We start from the raw sequence: 18,410 nt of genomic DNA, 5'->3' as shown, positions 1-18,410 counted from the left end.
CGCAGCCTCGCAAGCTCGACAGCTGCTACGAGCGGATGCGTAAGCCTTTGGAGGACCACCCCCCTGTAGCAGCTGCCGAGCAACGCGAGGCTGCGTTCGGCAGCGAAGCTGTCGTGTAATCAGGCGGCGCGGTGTTTCAGGAAGGCCTCATGCACAGGTTTTACGACGACTGCGTCGCCGAACGCAGCCTCGCAGGCTCGACAGCTGCTACGGGCGAATGTGTATGGTATCGGGGAGTCAAACAAGCGTTTCATCAGTTTGATGGCCATCTGATTACTTTTGTCAGTGCGTTCTTTTGCGCAATCAGTACAATCGCCCGATTTGCCCTCCCGAGAACGGAAGCAGTACGGTGGGGCGATCGCGAGAAGTCACATGCTCATCGGTAGCTATTCACCCACGCTGGTTATCATTTCGCTCTGCGTAGCGATTCTCGCCTCCTATACCGCGCTCGACCTGACCGAACGGATTTCCACGGCCAAAGGTCGTGCCGTATTTCTATGGACGGCGGGCGGCGCCTTTGCCATGGGCGTGGGCGTGTGGTCGATGCACTTTATCGGCATGCTCGCGTTCACACTGCCGATCGATCTGGGCTACGACTTCACCCTCACGGCACTCTCGTTGCTGACCGCGATCCTGTCCTGCGGCTTTGCCCTGTGGCTGGTCAGCCAACCACGGCTGCCGACCTGGCAACTGGCGTTCGGCGCGTTGGTCATGGGGGCCGGGATCAGTGCCATGCATTACACCGGCATGGCCGCCATGCGCATGCAGCCAGGTATCGACTACGACCCGACGCTGTTCGGTGCGTCGCTGCTCATCGCCGTCGGCGCTTGCGGCGCAGCGTTATGGATTGCCTTCCGCCTGCGTCAGCACACGCCGTATGTGGGCCTGTTACGCGCCGGTGCCGCGGTGATCATGGGCCTCGCCATTGTCGGCATGCACTACACCGCCATGGCCGCGGCGCGTTTCCCGGACAGCAGTTTCTGTGGCGCGGCCATCAGCGGCTTGAACGGCAAAGGCCTCGACAACCTGGTGCTGATCACCACGCTCGCGGTGTTGAGCATCGCGTTGTTGACCTCGGTACTCGATGCACGTCTTGAAGCCCGCACCGCGGACCTGGCGCGCTCGCTGACGGAAGCCAATCGTGAACTGACCCAACTGGCCTTGCACGACACCCTGACCGGTCTGCCCAATCGCATGTTGCTGGCCGACCGCATCGAGCAGGCCATGTCCAAGGTTCAGGAGCAGGGCGGTTGTTTTGCGCTGATGTTCATCGACCTGGACGGTTTCAAACCGGTCAACGATGCCTTCGGCCACCACATGGGCGATCAGTTGTTGCGTGAGGTCGGTTTGCGCCTGCGCGAGGACATGCGCAGTCAGGACACGTTGGCGCGAATCGGTGGCGATGAGTTCGTGTTGCTGGTGCGGCTTATCGAGCCAAACGACGCGTTGAGCCTGGCGGCGCGTCAGGTCGGGCTGATCGGCAGTTCGTTTCGGGTCGCCGAGCACGAGCTGCAGATTTCCGCCAGCGTCGGCATCGCGCTGTACCCGGGGAACGGCCAGACTGCCCAGGAATTGCTGATGAACGCCGACGCGGCGATGTACCACGCCAAGGGCGCCGGGAAAAACGGCTACAGCTTCTTCGATGCCTCGATGAACAGCAACGCGCGCAAACAGCTGCAACTGCTGCAGGATTTGCGCAACGCCCTCGATCAGCAGCAGTTCAGCCTCTTTTACCAGCCCAAGTTCGACGCCGGCAATGGTCGCCCGGTGGGTGCCGAGGCGCTGCTGCGTTGGGAGCATCCGACCCAGGGCATGTTGCTGCCGGACAAGTTTATCGACCTAGCGGAAAAGACCGGGCTGATCATTCCCATTGGTGAATGGGTTCTGAACGAAGCCTGCCGCCAGATGCGCGAGTGGTACGTGCTTGGCTACACTGACTGGCGCATTGCCGTAAATCTCTCGGCGTTGCAGTTCTGCCATGCGGGCCTGGTCAAGAGCGTCTCCAAGGCCTTGGCCACGCATCAGCTGCCGGCCAACAGCCTGACCCTGGAAATCACCGAAACCACCGCCATGAGCGATGCCGATGCGAGCATGACGGTGCTTCAGGAACTCTCGGAAATGGGCGTCGACCTGTCCATCGATGACTTCGGCACCGGCTACTCAAGCTTGATGTACCTCAAGCGCCTGCCGGCCAACGAACTGAAGATCGACCGCGGTTTCGTCCGCGATCTGGAGCACGACAGTGACGACGCCGCCATCGTGTCGGCCATCGTCGCCCTCGGCCAGGCGCTGGGCTTGCGCATCGTTGCAGAAGGCGTGGAGACCGGTGTCCAGCAAGACTTCCTGACCAAACTGGGGTGCGATTCATTGCAGGGCTACCTGCTCGGGCACCCGCTGCCGGCGGATCGCTTCATGGCCGACATTGTTCGCGGGGAGCGAGTGACGCCGGGCGTTGTGCCTGTAGCAGCTGTCGAGCCTGCGAGGCTGCGTCCGGCAGCGAAGCTGTCGTGAAATCAGACGGCGCGGTGTTTCAGTAAGATCTCATGCGGATGTTTTACGACGACTGCGTCGCCGAACGCAGCCTCGCAGGCTCGACAGCTGCTACAGAAGGATGCAGCTAGCCGCCACGGGGAACGCCAGTGCTTACAGCATTGGCGAGACAGTTGATGTGAGCCCATGCAAAAACCGGCAATGGCGGTTATTCTTGGCCCCGACTGCTTACGCGTGAAGGGGGAAACTCAGCATGGACAAAGTCATTGTCATCACCGGCGGCGGCCGCGGCATCGGCGCTGCAACCGCGCTGTTGGCCGCAGGGCTTGGTTATCGGATCTGTATCAACTATCAGTCCGACGAATCGGCTGCGCATAGCGTACTGGCTCAAGTTCGCGAACTGGGCGCTCAGGCCATTGCGGTGCGCGCCGACGTCAGCATCGAAGACGAAGTGATCAGTCTGTTCCACCGTGTCGACACCGAACTGGGTCGGGTCACGGCGCTGGTGAACAACGCCGGCACGGTCGGCCACAAATCCCGCGTCGACGAAATGTCCGAATTCCGCATTCTCAAAATCCTCAAAACGAACGTCCTGGCGCCGATCCTCTGCGCCAAGCACGCGATCCTGCGCATGTCGCCCAAACATGGCGGGCAGGGCGGCAGCATCGTCAACGTGTCTTCGGTGGCCTCGCGTTTGGGCTCACCCAACGAATACGTGGATTACGCAGCCTCGAAAGGCGCGCTGGACAGCTTCACCATCGGCCTGTCCAAAGAAGTGGCGGGCGAGGGCATTCGCGTCAACGCGGTGCGGCCAGGGTTTATCTACACCGATTTCCATGCGCTGAGCGGTGATCCGGATCGGGTCAGCAAGCTGGAATCGGCGATTCCAATGGCGCGGGGTGGGCGGCCGGATGAAGTGGCTGAGGCGATTATCTGGTTGCTGTCGGATAAGGCTTCCTATGCGACGGGGACTTTTGTTGATCTGGGCGGTGGGCGCTGAGCCCGACGTTAGTCATTCACCGTTAGTATCCCGTTAACCAGTATTGAAAATAGAACACTGGTTTAACAATAAGTCATCCCGCCATTAGTTGCAGAAATGCGAAGCGCGCCTTGTAGATCAAGGCGCAGTTGCCTTGTATAAAAAGACTTTTATTTTTCTGACACTCTCTGTATTGGGTTTGCCGGTGCGTGAGTCTTGAACGTTGAAAAGAGTGCGGCTATTATTTGGGTTGTTCCGCAAGAGTGCGGGACGGTTAAATTCAATAGTGGAGTTTTAATATGGATATTTATAAAGATGAAGTTGCTTTCTGGGATGACTTCGTACTGCGTTACATGCATAAAAACTTTGGTATAGGCGCGCCTTTTCAATACATGGTAGACGCTGCTGATTGTGCGGACAAGATGATTCTGGAGCGGCGAAAACGCAACGTCATTGAGTGATTGTTCTAGTTGTAAGAGTCCCTGGGTATTGCAGGTAGATTGTCAGTTGTGATGTTATTTTTATAGATGGAAATATTTAGATGAATGCCGAAGAAAACAAGTCAATAGTTGCCCATCTGTTTCTGAAAGGGAAACCATTGGTGCTGAATTATCAACTGATGGAATCCAGGCTGAAGCGGCCACGGTTGACGCCCTCTCAGAGGTCGGAATACAGCCGTCAGCTACAGGATGAGGCAGGTTTCCTGACCGTTGCCGACAATGAAAAGGATGAGCCTTTGTTGATTCACTTTCGATCGGAAAGTGACCGGTATACATTGACTGTTGCAACGCCTGGAAAGTTCTATGGGTATTATCTGAGCATGGAGAAAATGCTGGGTGCCTATGGAGAGGAACTTGAAGATCGAAATCTGGTTGTGCTGGAAAAAGCCAATCCCACGCGATTCTATTTAGACAATGTATCTCCGGGGGTTGTACGGTTGATAAATGTTGATCGAAAATATATCATCAGTTCGGATTTGCCGGATGATGACTTTTTCGCGGGTCATGTTATAGCTGCGATGGAGTTGACTCACAATAAAATACTCGGGCCTACCTACCGTTATAGCAATCCAGGGCAACTTGAAAATGATCCCCAGCAATATTTTTCTGACGTGCGCAGGCACCAGCAACACATAATTTTCGATCCGGTTCCCGTGGTGTTGACTATGCAGATCAAGGGCGCTGGGGTTCTGGAATTGAGCGACATCGGTTGAAGGCTTTGAATTAGAGAATTGGCTTGATGTAGCGTTTTAATCTATAGATCACTATTTATTAATCGTGTGACTTTACTGTGCAATAGTTGTGCAGGTGCAAGCGATATACCAGAAAAAGTCCTGCTGGCCTCCGTCTGCAGGACTTTTGTTTGCTGAGGTTTTCCTCTACTCATAACGCGAGCGACCGCACAATCCGCCCCAACGTCTCCATCGCCTTCTCGGCCGCCTCATTCCAGGGGCTGCCGTAATTCAGCCGTATACAATTCCTGAACCGCTGCGTCGGTGAAAAGATCGGTCCCGGCGCGATGCTGATGCCTTGCGCCAATGCCATCTGAAACAACTTCAAAGAATCCATCTGCGGCGGCAGTTCCAGCCATAAAAAGTAGCCGCCGGCCGGCTGACTGACGCGTGTCTGCGCCGGGAAGTAGCGGGCGATGGCCGCGAGCATGGCGCTTTGCTGTTCTTCCAGGGCGTAGCGCAGCTTGCGCAGGTGACGGTCGTAGCCGCCGTGTTGCAGGTAGTCGGCGATGGCGGCCTGGGCCGGCATCGAGGCGCACAGCGAGGTCATGAGTTTCAGACGCTCGATCTTCTGCGCGTAGCGCCCGGCGGCGACCCAGCCGATGCGGTAGCCCGGGGCCAGGCTCTTGGCGAAGGAACCGCAATGCATCACCAGACCTTCGGTATCAAACGCCTTGGCCGGTTTCGGCGCCTGCTGGCCGTAATAGAGTTCGGCGTAGACGTCGTCCTCGATCAGCGGCACCTGGTGGCTGCGCAACAGCTCGACCAGCTCCTGCTTTTTGGCCTCGGGCATGGTTGCGCCCATCGGGTTCTGGAAACTGGTCATGCACCAGCATGCCTTGATCGGGTGGCGCTCCAGGGTTTGGGCGAGCACGCCCAGGTCGATCCCGTCGCGCGGGTGCACCGGAATCTCCACGGCTTTGAGCTTCAGGCGTTCCAGTATTTGCAGGCAGGCATAGAACGCCGGCGCTTCAATGGCCACCAGGTCGCCGGGTTCGGTGACCGCTTGCAGGCACAGGTTCAGCGCTTCCAGCGCGCCGTTGGTGATCAGCAGTTCTTCCATCGGCAGCATCAGCCCGCCGACCATGTAGCGCAGGGCAATCTGGCGACGCAGCTGCGGGTTGCCCGGCGACATGTCGGTGACGACCATGCGCGGGTCCATGTCCCGGGCGGCGCTGGCCAGGGAGCGGGACAGGCGCTGCAACGGGAACAGGGTCGGGCTGGGGAAGGCCGAGCCGAAGGGCACGGTGGTCGGGTCCTTGATCGAGTCGAGGACCGAAAACACCAGCTCGCTGACGTCGACTTCGGTGGATTCGTTGACCTGGCTGCTGATCACCGGCTCCGAGAACGGGCTCGGCGCGTGCGTGTTGACGAAGTAGCCGGAGCGCGGCCGGGCGCGGATCAGGCCACGGCGTTCGAGCAGATAATAGGCCTGGAATACGGTGGACGGGCTGACCCCGTAAGTCTGGCTGGCGTAGCGCACCGACGGCACGCGTTGGCCAGGGCCGAGGACGCCGGAGCGGATCAGTTCAGCGATGTCGTCGGCGAATTTTTCGTAGCGTTTCATCGAGTGCCTTGTTGCCAGGGGTTTGTGTTGGGTGTCAGGAATATCACCCCTCACCCTAACCCTCTCCCCAGAGGGGCGAGGGGACTGACCGAGTTGTTTTTTCAAGCTACATCGACCTGAAATATCGAGGTGAACGCAGACTTTGAGACGCGTGGAGATGGGCTCCCTTTCCCCCTCTCCCCCCTGGGGAGAGGGCTGGGGTGAGGGGGGGATTCTAATGGATCAACGGTTCATCGGCGCAACAAACCGGCTGTTGGCCACGCTGTAGATGTCCGGCTCGTCACTGTCGACAATCTTGAAACTGATCGTCTGCGAGCTGCTGGTCGGCCGGTCCGCCAGCATTGCCACCGACAGCGGCACATCCACAATCTCGCCCGGCGCCAGGCTCAGCTCGGTCTTGCCTTGCAGCTGGAAGCCTTCGCCATCCACCAGGCTCAGTTGGTAATCCTGACGCAGCTGAGTCTTGTTGATGACCTTCAGGCTGTAGATGTTTTCGATCTGGCCCTGACTGTTCTCGCGGAACAGGCCACGGTCTTTGCTCACGTCCAGCGACACCATCGGCCGTTCGACCAATGCGAGGGCGAGGGCGCCGATCATCACCAGCAGCACCGCGGTGTAACCGATCAGCCGCGGCCGCAGCAGGTGGGTCTTGCCACCTTGCAACTCATGCTCCGAGGTATAGCTGATCAGGCCACGGGCATAGCCCATTTTGTCCATGATCGAATCGCAGGCGTCGATACACGCCGCGCAGCCGATGCACTCCATTTGCAAGCCGTCGCGAATGTCGATCCCGGTCGGGCAGACCTGCACGCACAAATGGCAATCGATGCAGTCACCCAGACCAGCCTCGGCCGGTTTCACCTCACGTTTGCGCGGGCCACGGTTTTCACCACGGGCAGCGTCGTAGGAAATGGTCAGGGTGTCTTTGTCGAACATCACGCTCTGGAACCGCGCATACGGGCACATGTGCATGCACACCGCTTCACGCAGCCAACCGGCGTTGATGTAAGTTGCGCCGGTGAAAAACAGTACCCAGAACAGGCTGACACCCCCCATCTGCAGGGTCAGCAGCTCTTCGGCCAGCGGCCGGATCGGCGTGAAATAACCGACAAAGGTCAGCCCGGTGAGCAGGCTGATGGCCAGCCACAGGGCGTGCTTGGCCGAGCGGCGGATCAGCTTGTTCAGGCCCCAGGGCGCGGCTTGCAGCTTGATCCGCTGGTTGCGTTCGCCTTCGGTGATCTTCTCGCACCACATGAAGATCCAGGTCCAGGAACTCTGTGGGCAGGTGTAACCGCACCAGACCCGGCCGGCGAACACGGTGATCGCGAACAGGCCGAACGCGGCGATGATCAGCAGCGCCGAGAGCAGGATGAAATCCTGCGGCCAGAAGGTCGCTCCGAAGATGTGGAATTTGCTTTCGGAAAGGTCCCAGAGCACCGCCTGACGGTCGCCCCAGTTCAGCCACACGGTGCCGAAGAACAGCAAAAACAATAAGCCCGCACCGCTCAGACGCAAGGTCCGGAACAGGCCGGTAAAGCTGCGGGTGTGGATCAGGTTGTCGCTGGATTTGGCCTTTATCTTTGGACGCAAAGGCTCGCTTTTTATAAATGAGGCAGGTTCTACGGTTCGGACGGGGATTCTTTCGCTCATGGTCTTTCGCTCATCAGCCTCCATCAGGCGTGAGCACTATGACCAGCAATCTGTTTGCATAACAGACTCAGGTATTGCAATAAAAAGCGGATCAGATGGGCATTGATCCGCTCCCTGCGACAACTTGATGCACCCCGTCGCAGCGGGGCGCAGGCGCTTATATCAGGCGCTTGCGGGCGTTGTTGATCCGGGTCAGTCAAATCACCGAATCACTGTCGGTGGCCTTCAAATGCTTACGACCGTCCACTGCGCCTGCTACGGTCAATGCATCGGCTTCTGCTTCGGTAATGTAGACACGCTGGCCGTTGATCTCCACCGCCGACATGGCTTTTTCCGAGTCGGTGATGATCGTGACATCGGGGCACAGGCGAATTTCTTCGCCGTTGTCGGTAAGGAAAAAGCAGGTCTGGTTTTCGATGCGCACAGTCATGGCGGTGTCCTTTTTTTAGCGGGTTCTAAACTCTTAGGGCGCATCCGACGGTCATCGTTCTGTGCAACCGATTAATGGTCGGCGCGGTCCATCCTTCCAATAACAATCAATCACAAGGATTGCACCATGAACGCCTGGTGGCATGAGGTTTGGGAAACGTTGCAAGCGGAGTTCGCCGACATCGGCGATGCGTCCCAACTGACACGCATAACCGTGAGATTGCTGATCGCGGCGATTTTGGGCGGGATTCTCGGCTTCGAACGGGAGCAAAAGGGCAAGGCTGCCGGGGTTCGCACGCACATGCTGGTGGCGCTGGGCGCGGCGTTGTTTGTGCTGGTGCCGCAGATGTCTGGCTCCCAGGCAGACGCGATGAGCCGGGTGGTGCAAGGCGTGATCGCCGGGATCGGTTTCCTCTGCGCCGGCACCATCCTGAAAAACCAGGAAGGCGATGATGGCCATGTTAAAGGCCTGACCACCGCCGCCGGCTTGTGGATGACCGCCGCCATCGGTGTCTCGGCCGGGCTGGGTCGCGAGGCGACGGCGGTGTTCAGTACGCTGCTGGCATTGGCGATTTTCAGCGTGATGCCGAGGATCGTGAGAATGATCGACAGGGAAACAGACGAGCAAGAGCGGCCGTAGCTATCACTCTGGCGTCAGGATCACCGGCGGCACGGTGGCTGGCGGCTCTTCCCTAGGCGGTGGAGTGGTTCCCGGCGGCTCTTGCTCGGGCACCGGTTCCGGCTCGGTCGGCGGAATGGTCGGGTTGTCGATGTTCGGATCAGGTGTTTCGGCCGGGATTGGAATACTCATCGTTGAAGCCTCCAGTGGCACATGGCGTAAGTCGTGCTTAAGTTGATTGACCGTTGCGCGAGGAATTTGATTCCCGGCAAATGGGCGTGAACTTTTCCCCGCGCTTGTCGCTCGGAACCTAAGTGAGTTCATTTCAGGGCAGACGGTTCCGCGTGAATGACGACCAGACACAAGAGCGTCCATGGGGCGTAAAGGAGAGATGCTCGATGACTGCTGAAAAACCGACAGAGCTGAACTACAACCCTCATATGCCGCTGTCGCAGGCTCTGCTGCTACCGCGCATCGCCATCGAAAACATCATGCCGACCCTGGATGGCGGACAGTTTGCTGCCAAAGCCGTGGTGGGTCAGGGCGTGGTGGTCACCGCCAAAGTGTTTGCCGACGGTCACGACAAACTGGCCGTGCGCATACGCTGGCGTGCCGACGGCGACGACGCCTGGCAGAGCGAGGTCATGACCGAACTCGGCAATAACGGCTGGCAGGGCCAGTTCCGTGTTGAGGCGCAGGGCCGCTACGTCTTTTGCATCGAGGCCTGGATCGATCAGTTCGCCAGCTTCTGTTATGAGATTGAGAAAAAGAACATCGCGGGCGTGCCCATCAGTCTGGAATTGCAGGAAGGACGCAACCAGGTGCAACAGGCCGCCGAACGCTCGGAAGGGCCGTTGAGCGAAGAACTGGCGGCGTTGCACCATGAGCTGTCCGGTCTGCTCGAAACCGAGCAGGTCGCTCTGTTTCTGCACCAACGTAGCGCCGACCTGATGGCTCAGGCCGATCACCGCGCTTATCTAAGTCTCAGCCCCGAGTTTCCACTGGACGTCGAGCGAGAGCTGGCGCAGTTCGCCAGTTGGTATGAGCTGTTTCCGCGCTCGATCACCGACGATCCGGCCCGTCACGGCACGTTCAACGACGTGCACTCGCGACTGGCGATGATTCAGGACATGGGTTTCGATGTGCTGTACTTCCCGCCGATCCACCCGATCGGTCGCAGCTTCCGCAAAGGCCCAAACAATTCATTGACCGCCGGCCCCGACGATCCGGGCAGCCCGTATGCCATCGGCAGTGAAGAGGGCGGGCACGAGGCGATTCATTCCGAACTCGGCACTCGCGAAGACTTCCGTCGACTGGTTGCAGCGGCGGCGGATCACGGACTGGAAATTGCCCTCGATTTCGCGATCCAGTGTTCCCAGGATCACCCGTGGCTCAAACAGCACCCGGGCTGGTTCAACTGGCGGCCGGACGGCACGATCAAATACGCCGAGAACCCGCCGAAAAAATACCAGGACATCGTCAACGTCGATTTCTATGCCAGCGATGCGATCCCCAGTTTGTGGGTCGAGCTGCGCGATATCGTGGTCGGCTGGGTCGAAGAGGGCGTGAAGATCTTTCGCGTCGATAACCCCCACACCAAGCCGCTGCCGTTCTGGCAATGGCTGATCGCCGATGTGCGGGCGTTGTACCCCGAGGTGATGTTCCTCGCGGAAGCCTTTACCACCCCAGCGATGATGGCGCGGCTGGGCAAGGTCGGTTACTCCCAGAGCTACACCTACTTCACCTGGCGCAATAGCAAAACGGAGTTGGCGACCTATTTCACCGAACTGAATGAGTCGCCGTGGCGTGAATGCTACCGGCCGAATTTCTTCGTCAATACGCCGGACATCAATCCCGCGTTTCTTCATGAGTCCGGGCGCGCCGGTTTTCTGATCCGCGCCGCGTTGGCGACCATGGGCTCCGGTCTGTGGGGCATGTATTCGGGCTTCGAACTGTGTGAAGCCGCGCCGGTGCCGGGCAAGGAGGAATACCTCAATTCCGAGAAGTACGAGATCCGCCCTCGGGACTTCAACGCTCCGGGCAACATCATTGCCGAGATCGCCCAGCTCAACCGCATCCGCCGACAAAACCCGGCGCTGCACACGCACCTGGGCTTGAAGGTCTACAACGCGTGGAACGACAACATTCTGTATTTCGGCAAACGCAGCGCGGATGGCAGCAACTTCATTCTGGTGGCCGTCAGCCTCGACCCGCATAACGTCCAGGAAGCCAACTTCGAATTGCCGCTGTGGGAAATGGGCTTGCCCGACGACGCCAATACCCAGGGCGAAGACTTGATGAGCGGCCATCGCTGGACCTGGCACGGCAAGTACCAGTTCATGCGGATCGACCCGGCGCATCAACCGTTCGGCATCTGGCGAATCACAACTTCCTGAATGCACCGCGACCTCTATGGCGAGGGGATTCCTGTGGCGAGGGGATTTATCCCCGTTGGGTCGCGAAGCGGCCCCCAATCCGCCCAAACGCATCAACCAGATCAAACGCATGCGACTGCTTCGCAGCCGAACGGGGATAAATCCCCTCGCCACAAAGCCCTATTCCAAAGCGACTGGCTTGGTTGTGGCTATTTCGAATTCAACAGGAGTTTCAAATGGCGAAGAAACCCAAGGCAGCCACCTTCATCAAGGACCCGCTCTGGTACAAGGATGCGGTGATCTACCAGGTTCACGTCAAATCTTTTTTCGACTCCAACAATGACGGGATCGGCGACTTTCCCGGTCTTATCGCCAAACTCGATTACATTGCCGACCTCGGCGTCAACACCATCTGGCTCTTGCCCTTCTATCCGTCGCCACGGCGTGACGATGGCTATGACATTGCCGAGTACCGTGGCGTCCACCCCGACTACGGCACCATGGCCGACGCCAAGCGTTTTATCTCGGAGGCCCACAAACGTGGCCTGCGGGTGATTACCGAGCTGGTCATCAACCACACCTCCGACCAGCACGCCTGGTTCCAGCGTGCGCGCAAAGCCAAACCCGGTTCGGCAGCGCGGGACTTCTACGTCTGGTCCGATGACGATCAAAAATACGACGGCACCCGCATCATCTTTCTCGACACCGAAAAGTCCAACTGGACCTGGGACCCGGTCGCCGGCCAGTACTTCTGGCACCGGTTCTATTCGCACCAGCCGGACCTGAACTTCGACAACCCGCAAGTCATGAAAGCCGTGCTGTCGGTAATGCGCTACTGGCTCGACATGGGCATCGACGGTTTGCGGCTGGACGCAATTCCGTACCTGATCGAGCGCGACGGTACCAACAACGAAAACCTGCCCGAGACTCACGACGTACTGAAACAGATCCGTGCCGAGATCGACGCCAACTACCCGGACCGCATGCTGCTGGCCGAGGCTAATCAATGGCCGGAAGACACGCAATTGTATTTCGGCGGCACGGACAAAAAAGGCCTCAACGGCGACGAGTGCCACATGGCGTTCCACTTCCCGTTGATGCCGCGCATGTACATGGCGCTGGCTCAGGAAGATCGCTTTCCGATTACCGACATCCTGCGCCAGACCCCGGAGATCCCGGCCAACTGCCAGTGGGCGATTTTCCTGCGCAACCACGATGAGCTGACCCTGGAGATGGTCACTGACAAAGAGCGCGATTACCTGTGGAATTACTACGCGGCCGACCGTCGGGCGCGGATCAACCTGGGCATTCGCCGCCGACTCGCACCGTTGATGGAGCGTGATCGTCGTCGCGTGGAACTGCTCAACAGTCTGCTGCTGTCGATGCCCGGCACGCCAACGATGTATTACGGCGATGAAATCGGCATGGGCGACAACATCTACCTCGGCGACCGCGACGGTGTGCGTACGCCGATGCAGTGGTCGATCGACCGTAACGGCGGTTTCTCCCGCGCCGACCCGGCGAGCCTGGTGCTGCCACCGATCATGGACCCGCAATACGGTTACCTGTCGGTCAACGTCGAAACCCAGGCCGGCGACCCGCATTCGCTGCTGAACTGGACCCGGCGCATGCTAGCCGTGCGCAAGCAGTCCAAGGCGTTCGGTCGTGGCACGCTGAAAATGCTTTCGCCAAGCAATCGGCGGATTCTTGCCTATATCCGTGAATACACCGGGCCGGATGGCAAATACGAAACCATCCTGTGTGTCGCCAACGTATCGCGCAGTGCGCAAGCGGCCGAGCTGGACCTGTCGGCCTACGTCGGCATGGTGCCGGTGGAAATGCTCGGCGGTAACGCCTTTCCGCCGATCGGCCAATTGAATTTCCTCCTGACCCTGGCGCCGTACGGCTTTTACTGGTTCGGACTCGCTGCGGAGAATCAAATGCCTAGCTGGCACGTAGAACCGGCGCAAAGCCTGCCGGACTTCACCACCCTGGTGCTGAAAAAACGCATGGAAGAACTGCTCGAAACGCCGTCCCGCGGCACGCTGGAGCAGGGCATCCTGCCGAACTGGCTGCAAAACCGCCGCTGGTTCGCCGGCAAGGACGCGGCCATCGAGAAGGTCAACCTGGCTTACGGCGTGCGCTTCGGTGACGCGCAGCACCCGGTGCTGTTGAGTGAAATCGAAGTCACCAGCGGCGGCCAGACCAGCCGTTACCAGTTGCCGTTCGGCTTCATCGCCGATGATCAGGTCGGCCCGGCGTTGCCGCAGCAACTGGCGCTGTCTCGAGTACGACGTGGCCCTCAGGTGGGTTTGATCACCGATGCGTTCAGCCTGGAAAACTTTATCCGCGCGGTGCTGCAAGGCATGCAGGAAAACAAAGTATTGCCCTCGGACGGCGGCGAGATTCGTTTCGAGCCGACTGCCGAATTGGCCAGACTGGGCCTGACGGCGGAATCGGAAGTACGTTACCTGTCCGCCGAGCAGTCCAACAGTTCGGTGGTTATCGGCAGCAGCCTGGTGCTGAAGCTGATCCGCAAAGTCGCCTCGGGCGTACACCCGGAACTGGAAATGAGCGCGTACCTGACCCATGCCGGTTTCAGTAATATCTCGCCGCTGCTGGGTTCGGTTGTTCGCCGCGACGGCAAGGGCGAAGACAATCTGTTAATGATCGCCCAAGGCTATCTGAGCAATCAGGGCGACGCCTGGGAATGGACCCAGAACAACCTCGAACGGGCACTACGCGACGAACTGGCCGACGCCATGTCCGAGCAGGAGCAGCACTACAACGCCTTGGGTGAACTGAGGGACTTCGCCGGCATGCTCGGCCAGCGGCTGGGTGAAATGCACCAAGTGCTGGCGGCCCCGACCGATGACCCGGACTTCGCCCCGCAGGTCACCACGCAGAAAGATGCCCTGGCCTCGGCCAAGGACGTTGCGGCGCAGCTGGAGCACTCGCTGAAGTTGCTCAAACAGCATCAAAGTGAACTGAACCCGGTGGACAAAGCGCTGGTCACTCGTTTACTGGACAACAAAAAAGCCATCCTCAGCCATGTCCAGGACCTGGGCAAAAAAGCCGTCGGCGGCTTACGCATTCGCGTCCACGGCGACTTGCACCTGGGTCAGGTGCTGGTGATCAAGGGCGACGCTTTTCTCATCGACTTCGAGGGTGAACCGGCGCGGCCGCTGAGCGAACGACGTGGCAAGCACAGCCCGTACAAAGATGTCAGTGGCGTGTTGCGCTCCTTCGATTACGCCGCAGCGATGGCGATCAACGTGCATAACGTCGACAACACCGCCGATGCCCAAGCGGCACGGCAACGGGTAGCCGACCGTTATCTGAATGAAGCAAAACAGGCATTTGTCGACGCTTATCGGCTGGCGGCAGCTAGTCTTGCTCATGCGTGGCAAGATCCGGAAGGCGAGGACGCCGCGTTGGCGTTGTTCGGGCTGGAGAAGGCGGCGTATGAGGTGGCCTATGAGGCGGAAAATCGCCCCACTTGGCTGCCGGTGCCATTGCACGGTTTGTTTGGATTATTGAGTGGGCTTAAACCCTTTTCCGATCTTGGTGGAGAGTAGTCATGAGTTTCTCGAACAAGGAACAGGGTCACGCCAAAGAGGCGCTGCTGCCCAGATCGCGGGATATCGACGCGCTGGTACGCGCCGAACATCACGACCCTTTTGCAGTTCTCGGCCCCCACGGCGATGACGCCGGTGGGCAATTCATTCGGGCTTATCTGCCAGACGCGCTGAGCGTGCAGGTATTGGCCAGGGACTCTGGGGAAGAACTCGGCAACCTTGAAGCCACCCAGACGCCGGGGCTGTTTGTCGGGCACTTCGACCGGGCGCAGCCGTATTTGCTGCGCACCCGGTGGGCCGGCGGCGAACAGGTGTCTGAAGACCCTTACAGCTTCGGCCCGTTGCTCGGCGAGATGGACTTGTACCTGTTCGCCGAAGGCAATCACCGCGACCTCAGCGCCTGCCTCGGCGCGCAGCTGAAGTCGGTGGACGGTGTCGATGGCGTGCGTTTCGCCGTGTGGGCACCGAACGCCAAGCGGGTGTCGGTGGTCGGTGACTTCAACAACTGGGACGGTCGTCGCCACCCGATGCGCCTGCGCCATCCCACCGGGGTCTGGGAGCTGTTTGTCCCGCGCCTGCAGGCGGGGGAAACGTACAAATACGAAATCCTCGGTGCCCAAGGCATTCTGCCGCTCAAGGCTGATCCGATGGCCCTGGCCACCTCGCTGCCGCCGGACACAGCGTCAAAAGTCGCTTCGCCGCTGAACATCGATTGGCAGGATCAGGCGTGGATGGAGTCTCGTGGCGACCGGCATCTGCCGAGTGCGCCGCTGTCGATCTACGAGTTGCATGCTGGCTCGTGGCAGTGCGAGCTGGATGATCTGGGTGAAGTGGCGCGTCAGTACACGTGGCACGAACTGGGCGAGCGGCTGATTCCGTATGTGAAGGAACTGGGCTTCACCCACATCGAACTGATGCCGATCATGGAACACCCGTTCGGCGGTTCCTGGGGTTATCAGCTGCTGTCGCAATTCGCCCCGAGCGCCCGCTACGGTTCGCCGGAAGACTTCGCGGCCTTCGTCAATGCCTGCCACCAGGCTGACATCGGCGTGATCCTCGATTGGGTGCCGGCGCATTTCCCCACCGATACCCACGGCCTGGCGCAATTCGATGGCACCGCGCTGTACGAATACGGCAATCCGCAGGAAGGTTTCCATCAGGACTGGGACACGCTGATCTACAACCTGGGTCGCACCGAGGTGCACGGTTACATGCTGGCCTCGGCACTTCACTGGCTCAAGCATTTCCACGTGGATGGCCTGCGGGTCGATGCCGTGGCGTCGATGCTCTATCGCGATTACTCGCGCAAGGCCGGGGAGTGGGTGCCGAACCGTCATGGCGGGCGCGAGAACCTCGAAGCCATCGACTTCCTGCGCCACCTCAACGACGTGGTCAACCTGGAAGCGCCGGGTGCGCTGGTGATCGCCGAGGAGTCCACCGCGTGGCCGGGTGTCAGCCAAAGCACGCAACAGGGCGGACTGGGTTTCGACTACAAGTGGAACATGGGCTGGATGCACGATTCGCTGCATTACATTCAGCAGGATCCGGTGTACCGCGCGCATCACCACAACGAGCTGAGTTTCGGCCTGGTGTATGCCTGGTCCGAGCGTTTCATCCTGCCGATCTCCCACGATGAAGTGGTGCACGGCAAGCATTCCCTGATCGACAAGATGCCCGGCGACCGCTGGCAGAAATTTGCCAACCTGCGGGCCTATTTGAGCTTCATGTGGGCGCATCCCGGCAAGAAACTGTTGTTCATGGGCTGCGAATTCGGCCAGTGGCGCGAGTGGAATCACGATCAGCAACTGGACTGGTACCTGCTGCAATACTCGGAGCACAAGGGTGTGCAGAAACTGGTTGGCGACCTCAACCGGCTGTACCGCGAAGAGCCGGCGATGCATGGCCAGGACGACGCACCGCAGGGCTTCCAGTGGTTGATCGGCGATGATGCGATCAACAGCGTTTACGCGTTCTTGCGCTGGAGCAAGGAAGGGCGGCCGGTGTTGGTGGTGGCGAACTTCACGCCGGTGCCGCGTCAAGCCTATCGCATCGGCGTACCGTTCGCCGGGCGCTGGATCGAGTCAATCAACAGCGATGCGGCGATGTATGCCGGTTCCAACTACGGCAACAGCGGCGGGGCGTTTACCGAGGAAGAGCCAAGCCATGGGCAGGCGCTTTCGCTGGTGTTGAACCTGCCACCGCTGGCGGTGTTGATCCTGCGGCCCGAGGGTTGATCTAGAACCGAGTTGCCCCCATCGCGAGCAGGCTCGCTCCCACATTGGTTTTGTGTCGTACACAGAACCAATGTGGGAGTGAGCCTGCTCGCGATGGCGTCCGACCTGACACCGAATCTCTCAAGCCCAAAAGCTCACCACCGCATCCGCACACCCAGACTCCCAATCAACCCGTTCAAATCATTGTCATCCACATCACTGCTGTAATCGGCACTGACGTAAAAACTCACAGCGGGCGTAACTCTGGCCACCAGTCCCAAACCCACTTCGACCGTCGATGAATGGCGACTGCTGCTGATCTTGTCGACCTGATCGAGGGTCACGGTATTGCCGGTGTATACGGTGTGCCACACGTTGGTCCGCACATAGGGTTCGACCCCCAGGCCGTTGATGTCGTAACTACCTTTCAATCGTGCGCCGACCCGGCCGCTCCAGGACGTCAGGTCGCTGGACGACGCATTGCCTGAGCCGGCATAAGGTGTATCCAGTGTGATGCGTTGATTGATCAACTGCGCTTGCGGTTCGACCACCCAGTTATCGCTCAGGCCAATCGGAAAACCGCCTTCCACCGACAACGTCACCGCGCTGCCTTCGGTCGCTTGTCGTGCGCCCTGGTCGTTACGGCTGAAACCGTTGACCCGGCCGCCACTGGCCGTCAAATCCACGTGCCAGCCTTGGGGGCCGGTCAGGCTCCAGTAGGCGCCGAGGCTCTGGCCTTGAAGGTTGAGGGTGTCCGTGGTGGGGTCGGCGAGTGCGCGACTGGTCAACAGGCCGTTGCTGTTGCCTTGTAACTGAGTCATCCCGCCGATCAGGCCGACCCGCTGGGTATGGCCGCTACCGCTCTGCAGGGTCAGGATCGCCGGGCCTTTGAATTCTGTACTGCCAGGGCTGGAAAAGCCCTGCGCCATCACATCGGTCTGTGCTTGTCGCGAAGCCTGCCCGTACAGCTGATCCCAGGCCGAAGGCGCGGCGTCTTCGATGGTCAGGTGTGAACTTCGGGTATCGGAGGCGGCGCTGAAGTGGCCAGGGTAGGGGGCGGTGATATTGACCGTGGGCAAGGTCATTACCGAAATATCCTGGCGATACCTGGGGGCGGTTTCATTCTCTGCGGGCCCTGCTTGCACCTCCATGGAAGAACACAGCAGCAGCGAACTCGAGACAGTGCAAAAAGTGACTTTGATCTCTTGTTGGGTGAATGAAGTTTTCATGGGGGTCTACCTTGCAATCGCATGCCGAATCTCGCTTTGGCGTCTCTCCT

General features: G+C 59.5%; 13 protein-coding genes. 8 read left to right on the top strand and 5 right to left on the bottom strand.

Going from position 1 to position 18,410, the window contains the following annotated elements:
• Positions 1 to 372: 372 nt before the first annotated feature.
• The 4 genes from ACYZTY_RS14330 to ACYZTY_RS14315 all read left to right on the top strand — a co-directional run bounded on the left by ACYZTY_RS14330 (position 373) and on the right by ACYZTY_RS14315 (position 4,682).
• Entirely contained in the window at positions 373 to 2,511 is a 2,139-nt protein-coding gene (locus ACYZTY_RS14330; protein WP_461959052.1) for a putative bifunctional diguanylate cyclase/phosphodiesterase, read from the top strand.
• Positions 2,512 to 2,743: 232 nt separating this feature from the next.
• Positions 2,744 to 3,490, top strand: coding sequence for an SDR family oxidoreductase (locus ACYZTY_RS14325; protein WP_461959051.1), 747 nt, complete (start codon positions 2,744 to 2,746; stop codon positions 3,488 to 3,490).
• Positions 3,491 to 3,768: 278 nt separating this feature from the next.
• Positions 3,769 to 3,930 carry a hypothetical protein gene (locus ACYZTY_RS14320; protein ID WP_461959050.1) on the top strand — a complete coding sequence of 54 codons (162 nt, stop codon included), beginning with the start codon at positions 3,769 to 3,771 and terminating at the stop codon, positions 3,928 to 3,930.
• Between the two features lie 80 nt (positions 3,931 to 4,010).
• Positions 4,011 to 4,682 (top strand): hypothetical protein, encoded by a 672-nt coding sequence (locus ACYZTY_RS14315; RefSeq protein ID WP_461959049.1) that lies wholly within the window; start codon positions 4,011 to 4,013, stop codon positions 4,680 to 4,682.
• A 169-nt stretch (positions 4,683 to 4,851) separates the two neighbouring features.
• On the opposite strand, the gene mapR is transcribed toward ACYZTY_RS14315, so the two are convergent.
• From mapR to ACYZTY_RS14300, 3 genes are all read right to left on the bottom strand, one after another.
• Positions 4,852 to 6,267, bottom strand: coding sequence for a GntR family transcriptional regulator MpaR (gene mapR, locus ACYZTY_RS14310; protein ID WP_461959048.1), 1,416 nt, complete (start codon positions 6,265 to 6,267; stop codon positions 4,852 to 4,854).
• 222 nt (positions 6,268 to 6,489) lie between these two features.
• The gene (ccoG, locus tag ACYZTY_RS14305; protein WP_461959047.1) at positions 6,490 to 7,917 is read right to left on the bottom strand and encodes a cytochrome c oxidase accessory protein CcoG; all 1,428 of its coding nucleotides are present in this window, start codon (positions 7,915 to 7,917) and stop codon (positions 6,490 to 6,492) included.
• 196 nt (positions 7,918 to 8,113) lie between these two features.
• Entirely contained in the window at positions 8,114 to 8,347 is a 234-nt protein-coding gene (locus ACYZTY_RS14300) for a DUF3203 family protein (RefSeq protein WP_461959046.1), read from the bottom strand.
• A 126-nt stretch (positions 8,348 to 8,473) separates the two neighbouring features.
• On the opposite strand from ACYZTY_RS14300, the gene ACYZTY_RS14295 reads away from it, so the two are divergent.
• Entirely contained in the window at positions 8,474 to 8,986 is a 513-nt protein-coding gene (locus tag ACYZTY_RS14295) for an MgtC/SapB family protein (RefSeq protein WP_461959045.1), read from the top strand.
• A 3-nt stretch (positions 8,987 to 8,989) separates the two neighbouring features.
• Here ACYZTY_RS14295 and ACYZTY_RS14290 read toward each other — a convergent pair whose 3' ends face one another.
• Complete coding sequence (locus ACYZTY_RS14290) at positions 8,990 to 9,157, bottom strand: hypothetical protein (protein ID WP_461959044.1); 168 nt, start codon at positions 9,155 to 9,157, stop codon at positions 8,990 to 8,992.
• A gap of 206 nt (positions 9,158 to 9,363) precedes the next feature.
• Here ACYZTY_RS14290 and ACYZTY_RS14285 point away from each other — a divergent pair, with 206 nt between their 5' ends.
• The 3 genes from ACYZTY_RS14285 (at position 9,364) to glgB (ending at position 17,152) form a co-directional block, all read left to right on the top strand.
• Entirely contained in the window at positions 9,364 to 11,361 is a 1,998-nt protein-coding gene (locus tag ACYZTY_RS14285) for an alpha-1,4-glucan--maltose-1-phosphate maltosyltransferase (protein ID WP_461959043.1), read from the top strand.
• A gap of 215 nt (positions 11,362 to 11,576) precedes the next feature.
• Positions 11,577 to 14,918, top strand: coding sequence for a maltose alpha-D-glucosyltransferase (gene treS, locus ACYZTY_RS14280; protein WP_461959042.1), 3,342 nt, complete (start codon positions 11,577 to 11,579; stop codon positions 14,916 to 14,918).
• Between the two features lie 2 nt (positions 14,919 to 14,920).
• Positions 14,921 to 17,152: a 1,4-alpha-glucan branching protein GlgB gene (glgB, locus tag ACYZTY_RS14275; RefSeq protein WP_461959041.1), complete on the top strand. Its 2,232-nt coding sequence runs from the start codon at positions 14,921 to 14,923 to the stop codon at positions 17,150 to 17,152.
• Positions 17,153 to 17,286: 134 nt separating this feature from the next.
• On the opposite strand, the gene ACYZTY_RS14270 is transcribed toward glgB, so the two are convergent.
• Positions 17,287 to 18,360 carry an autotransporter domain-containing protein gene (locus ACYZTY_RS14270; RefSeq protein WP_461959040.1) on the bottom strand — a complete coding sequence of 358 codons (1,074 nt, stop codon included), beginning with the start codon at positions 18,358 to 18,360 and terminating at the stop codon, positions 17,287 to 17,289.
• Between the last annotated feature and the right edge of the window lie 50 nt (positions 18,361 to 18,410).

Source organism: Pseudomonas sp. LB1P83 (assembly GCF_054897885.1).
The sequence above is the reverse complement of the archived record's forward strand: the minus strand, read 5'-3'. Positions and strand labels throughout refer to the sequence as shown.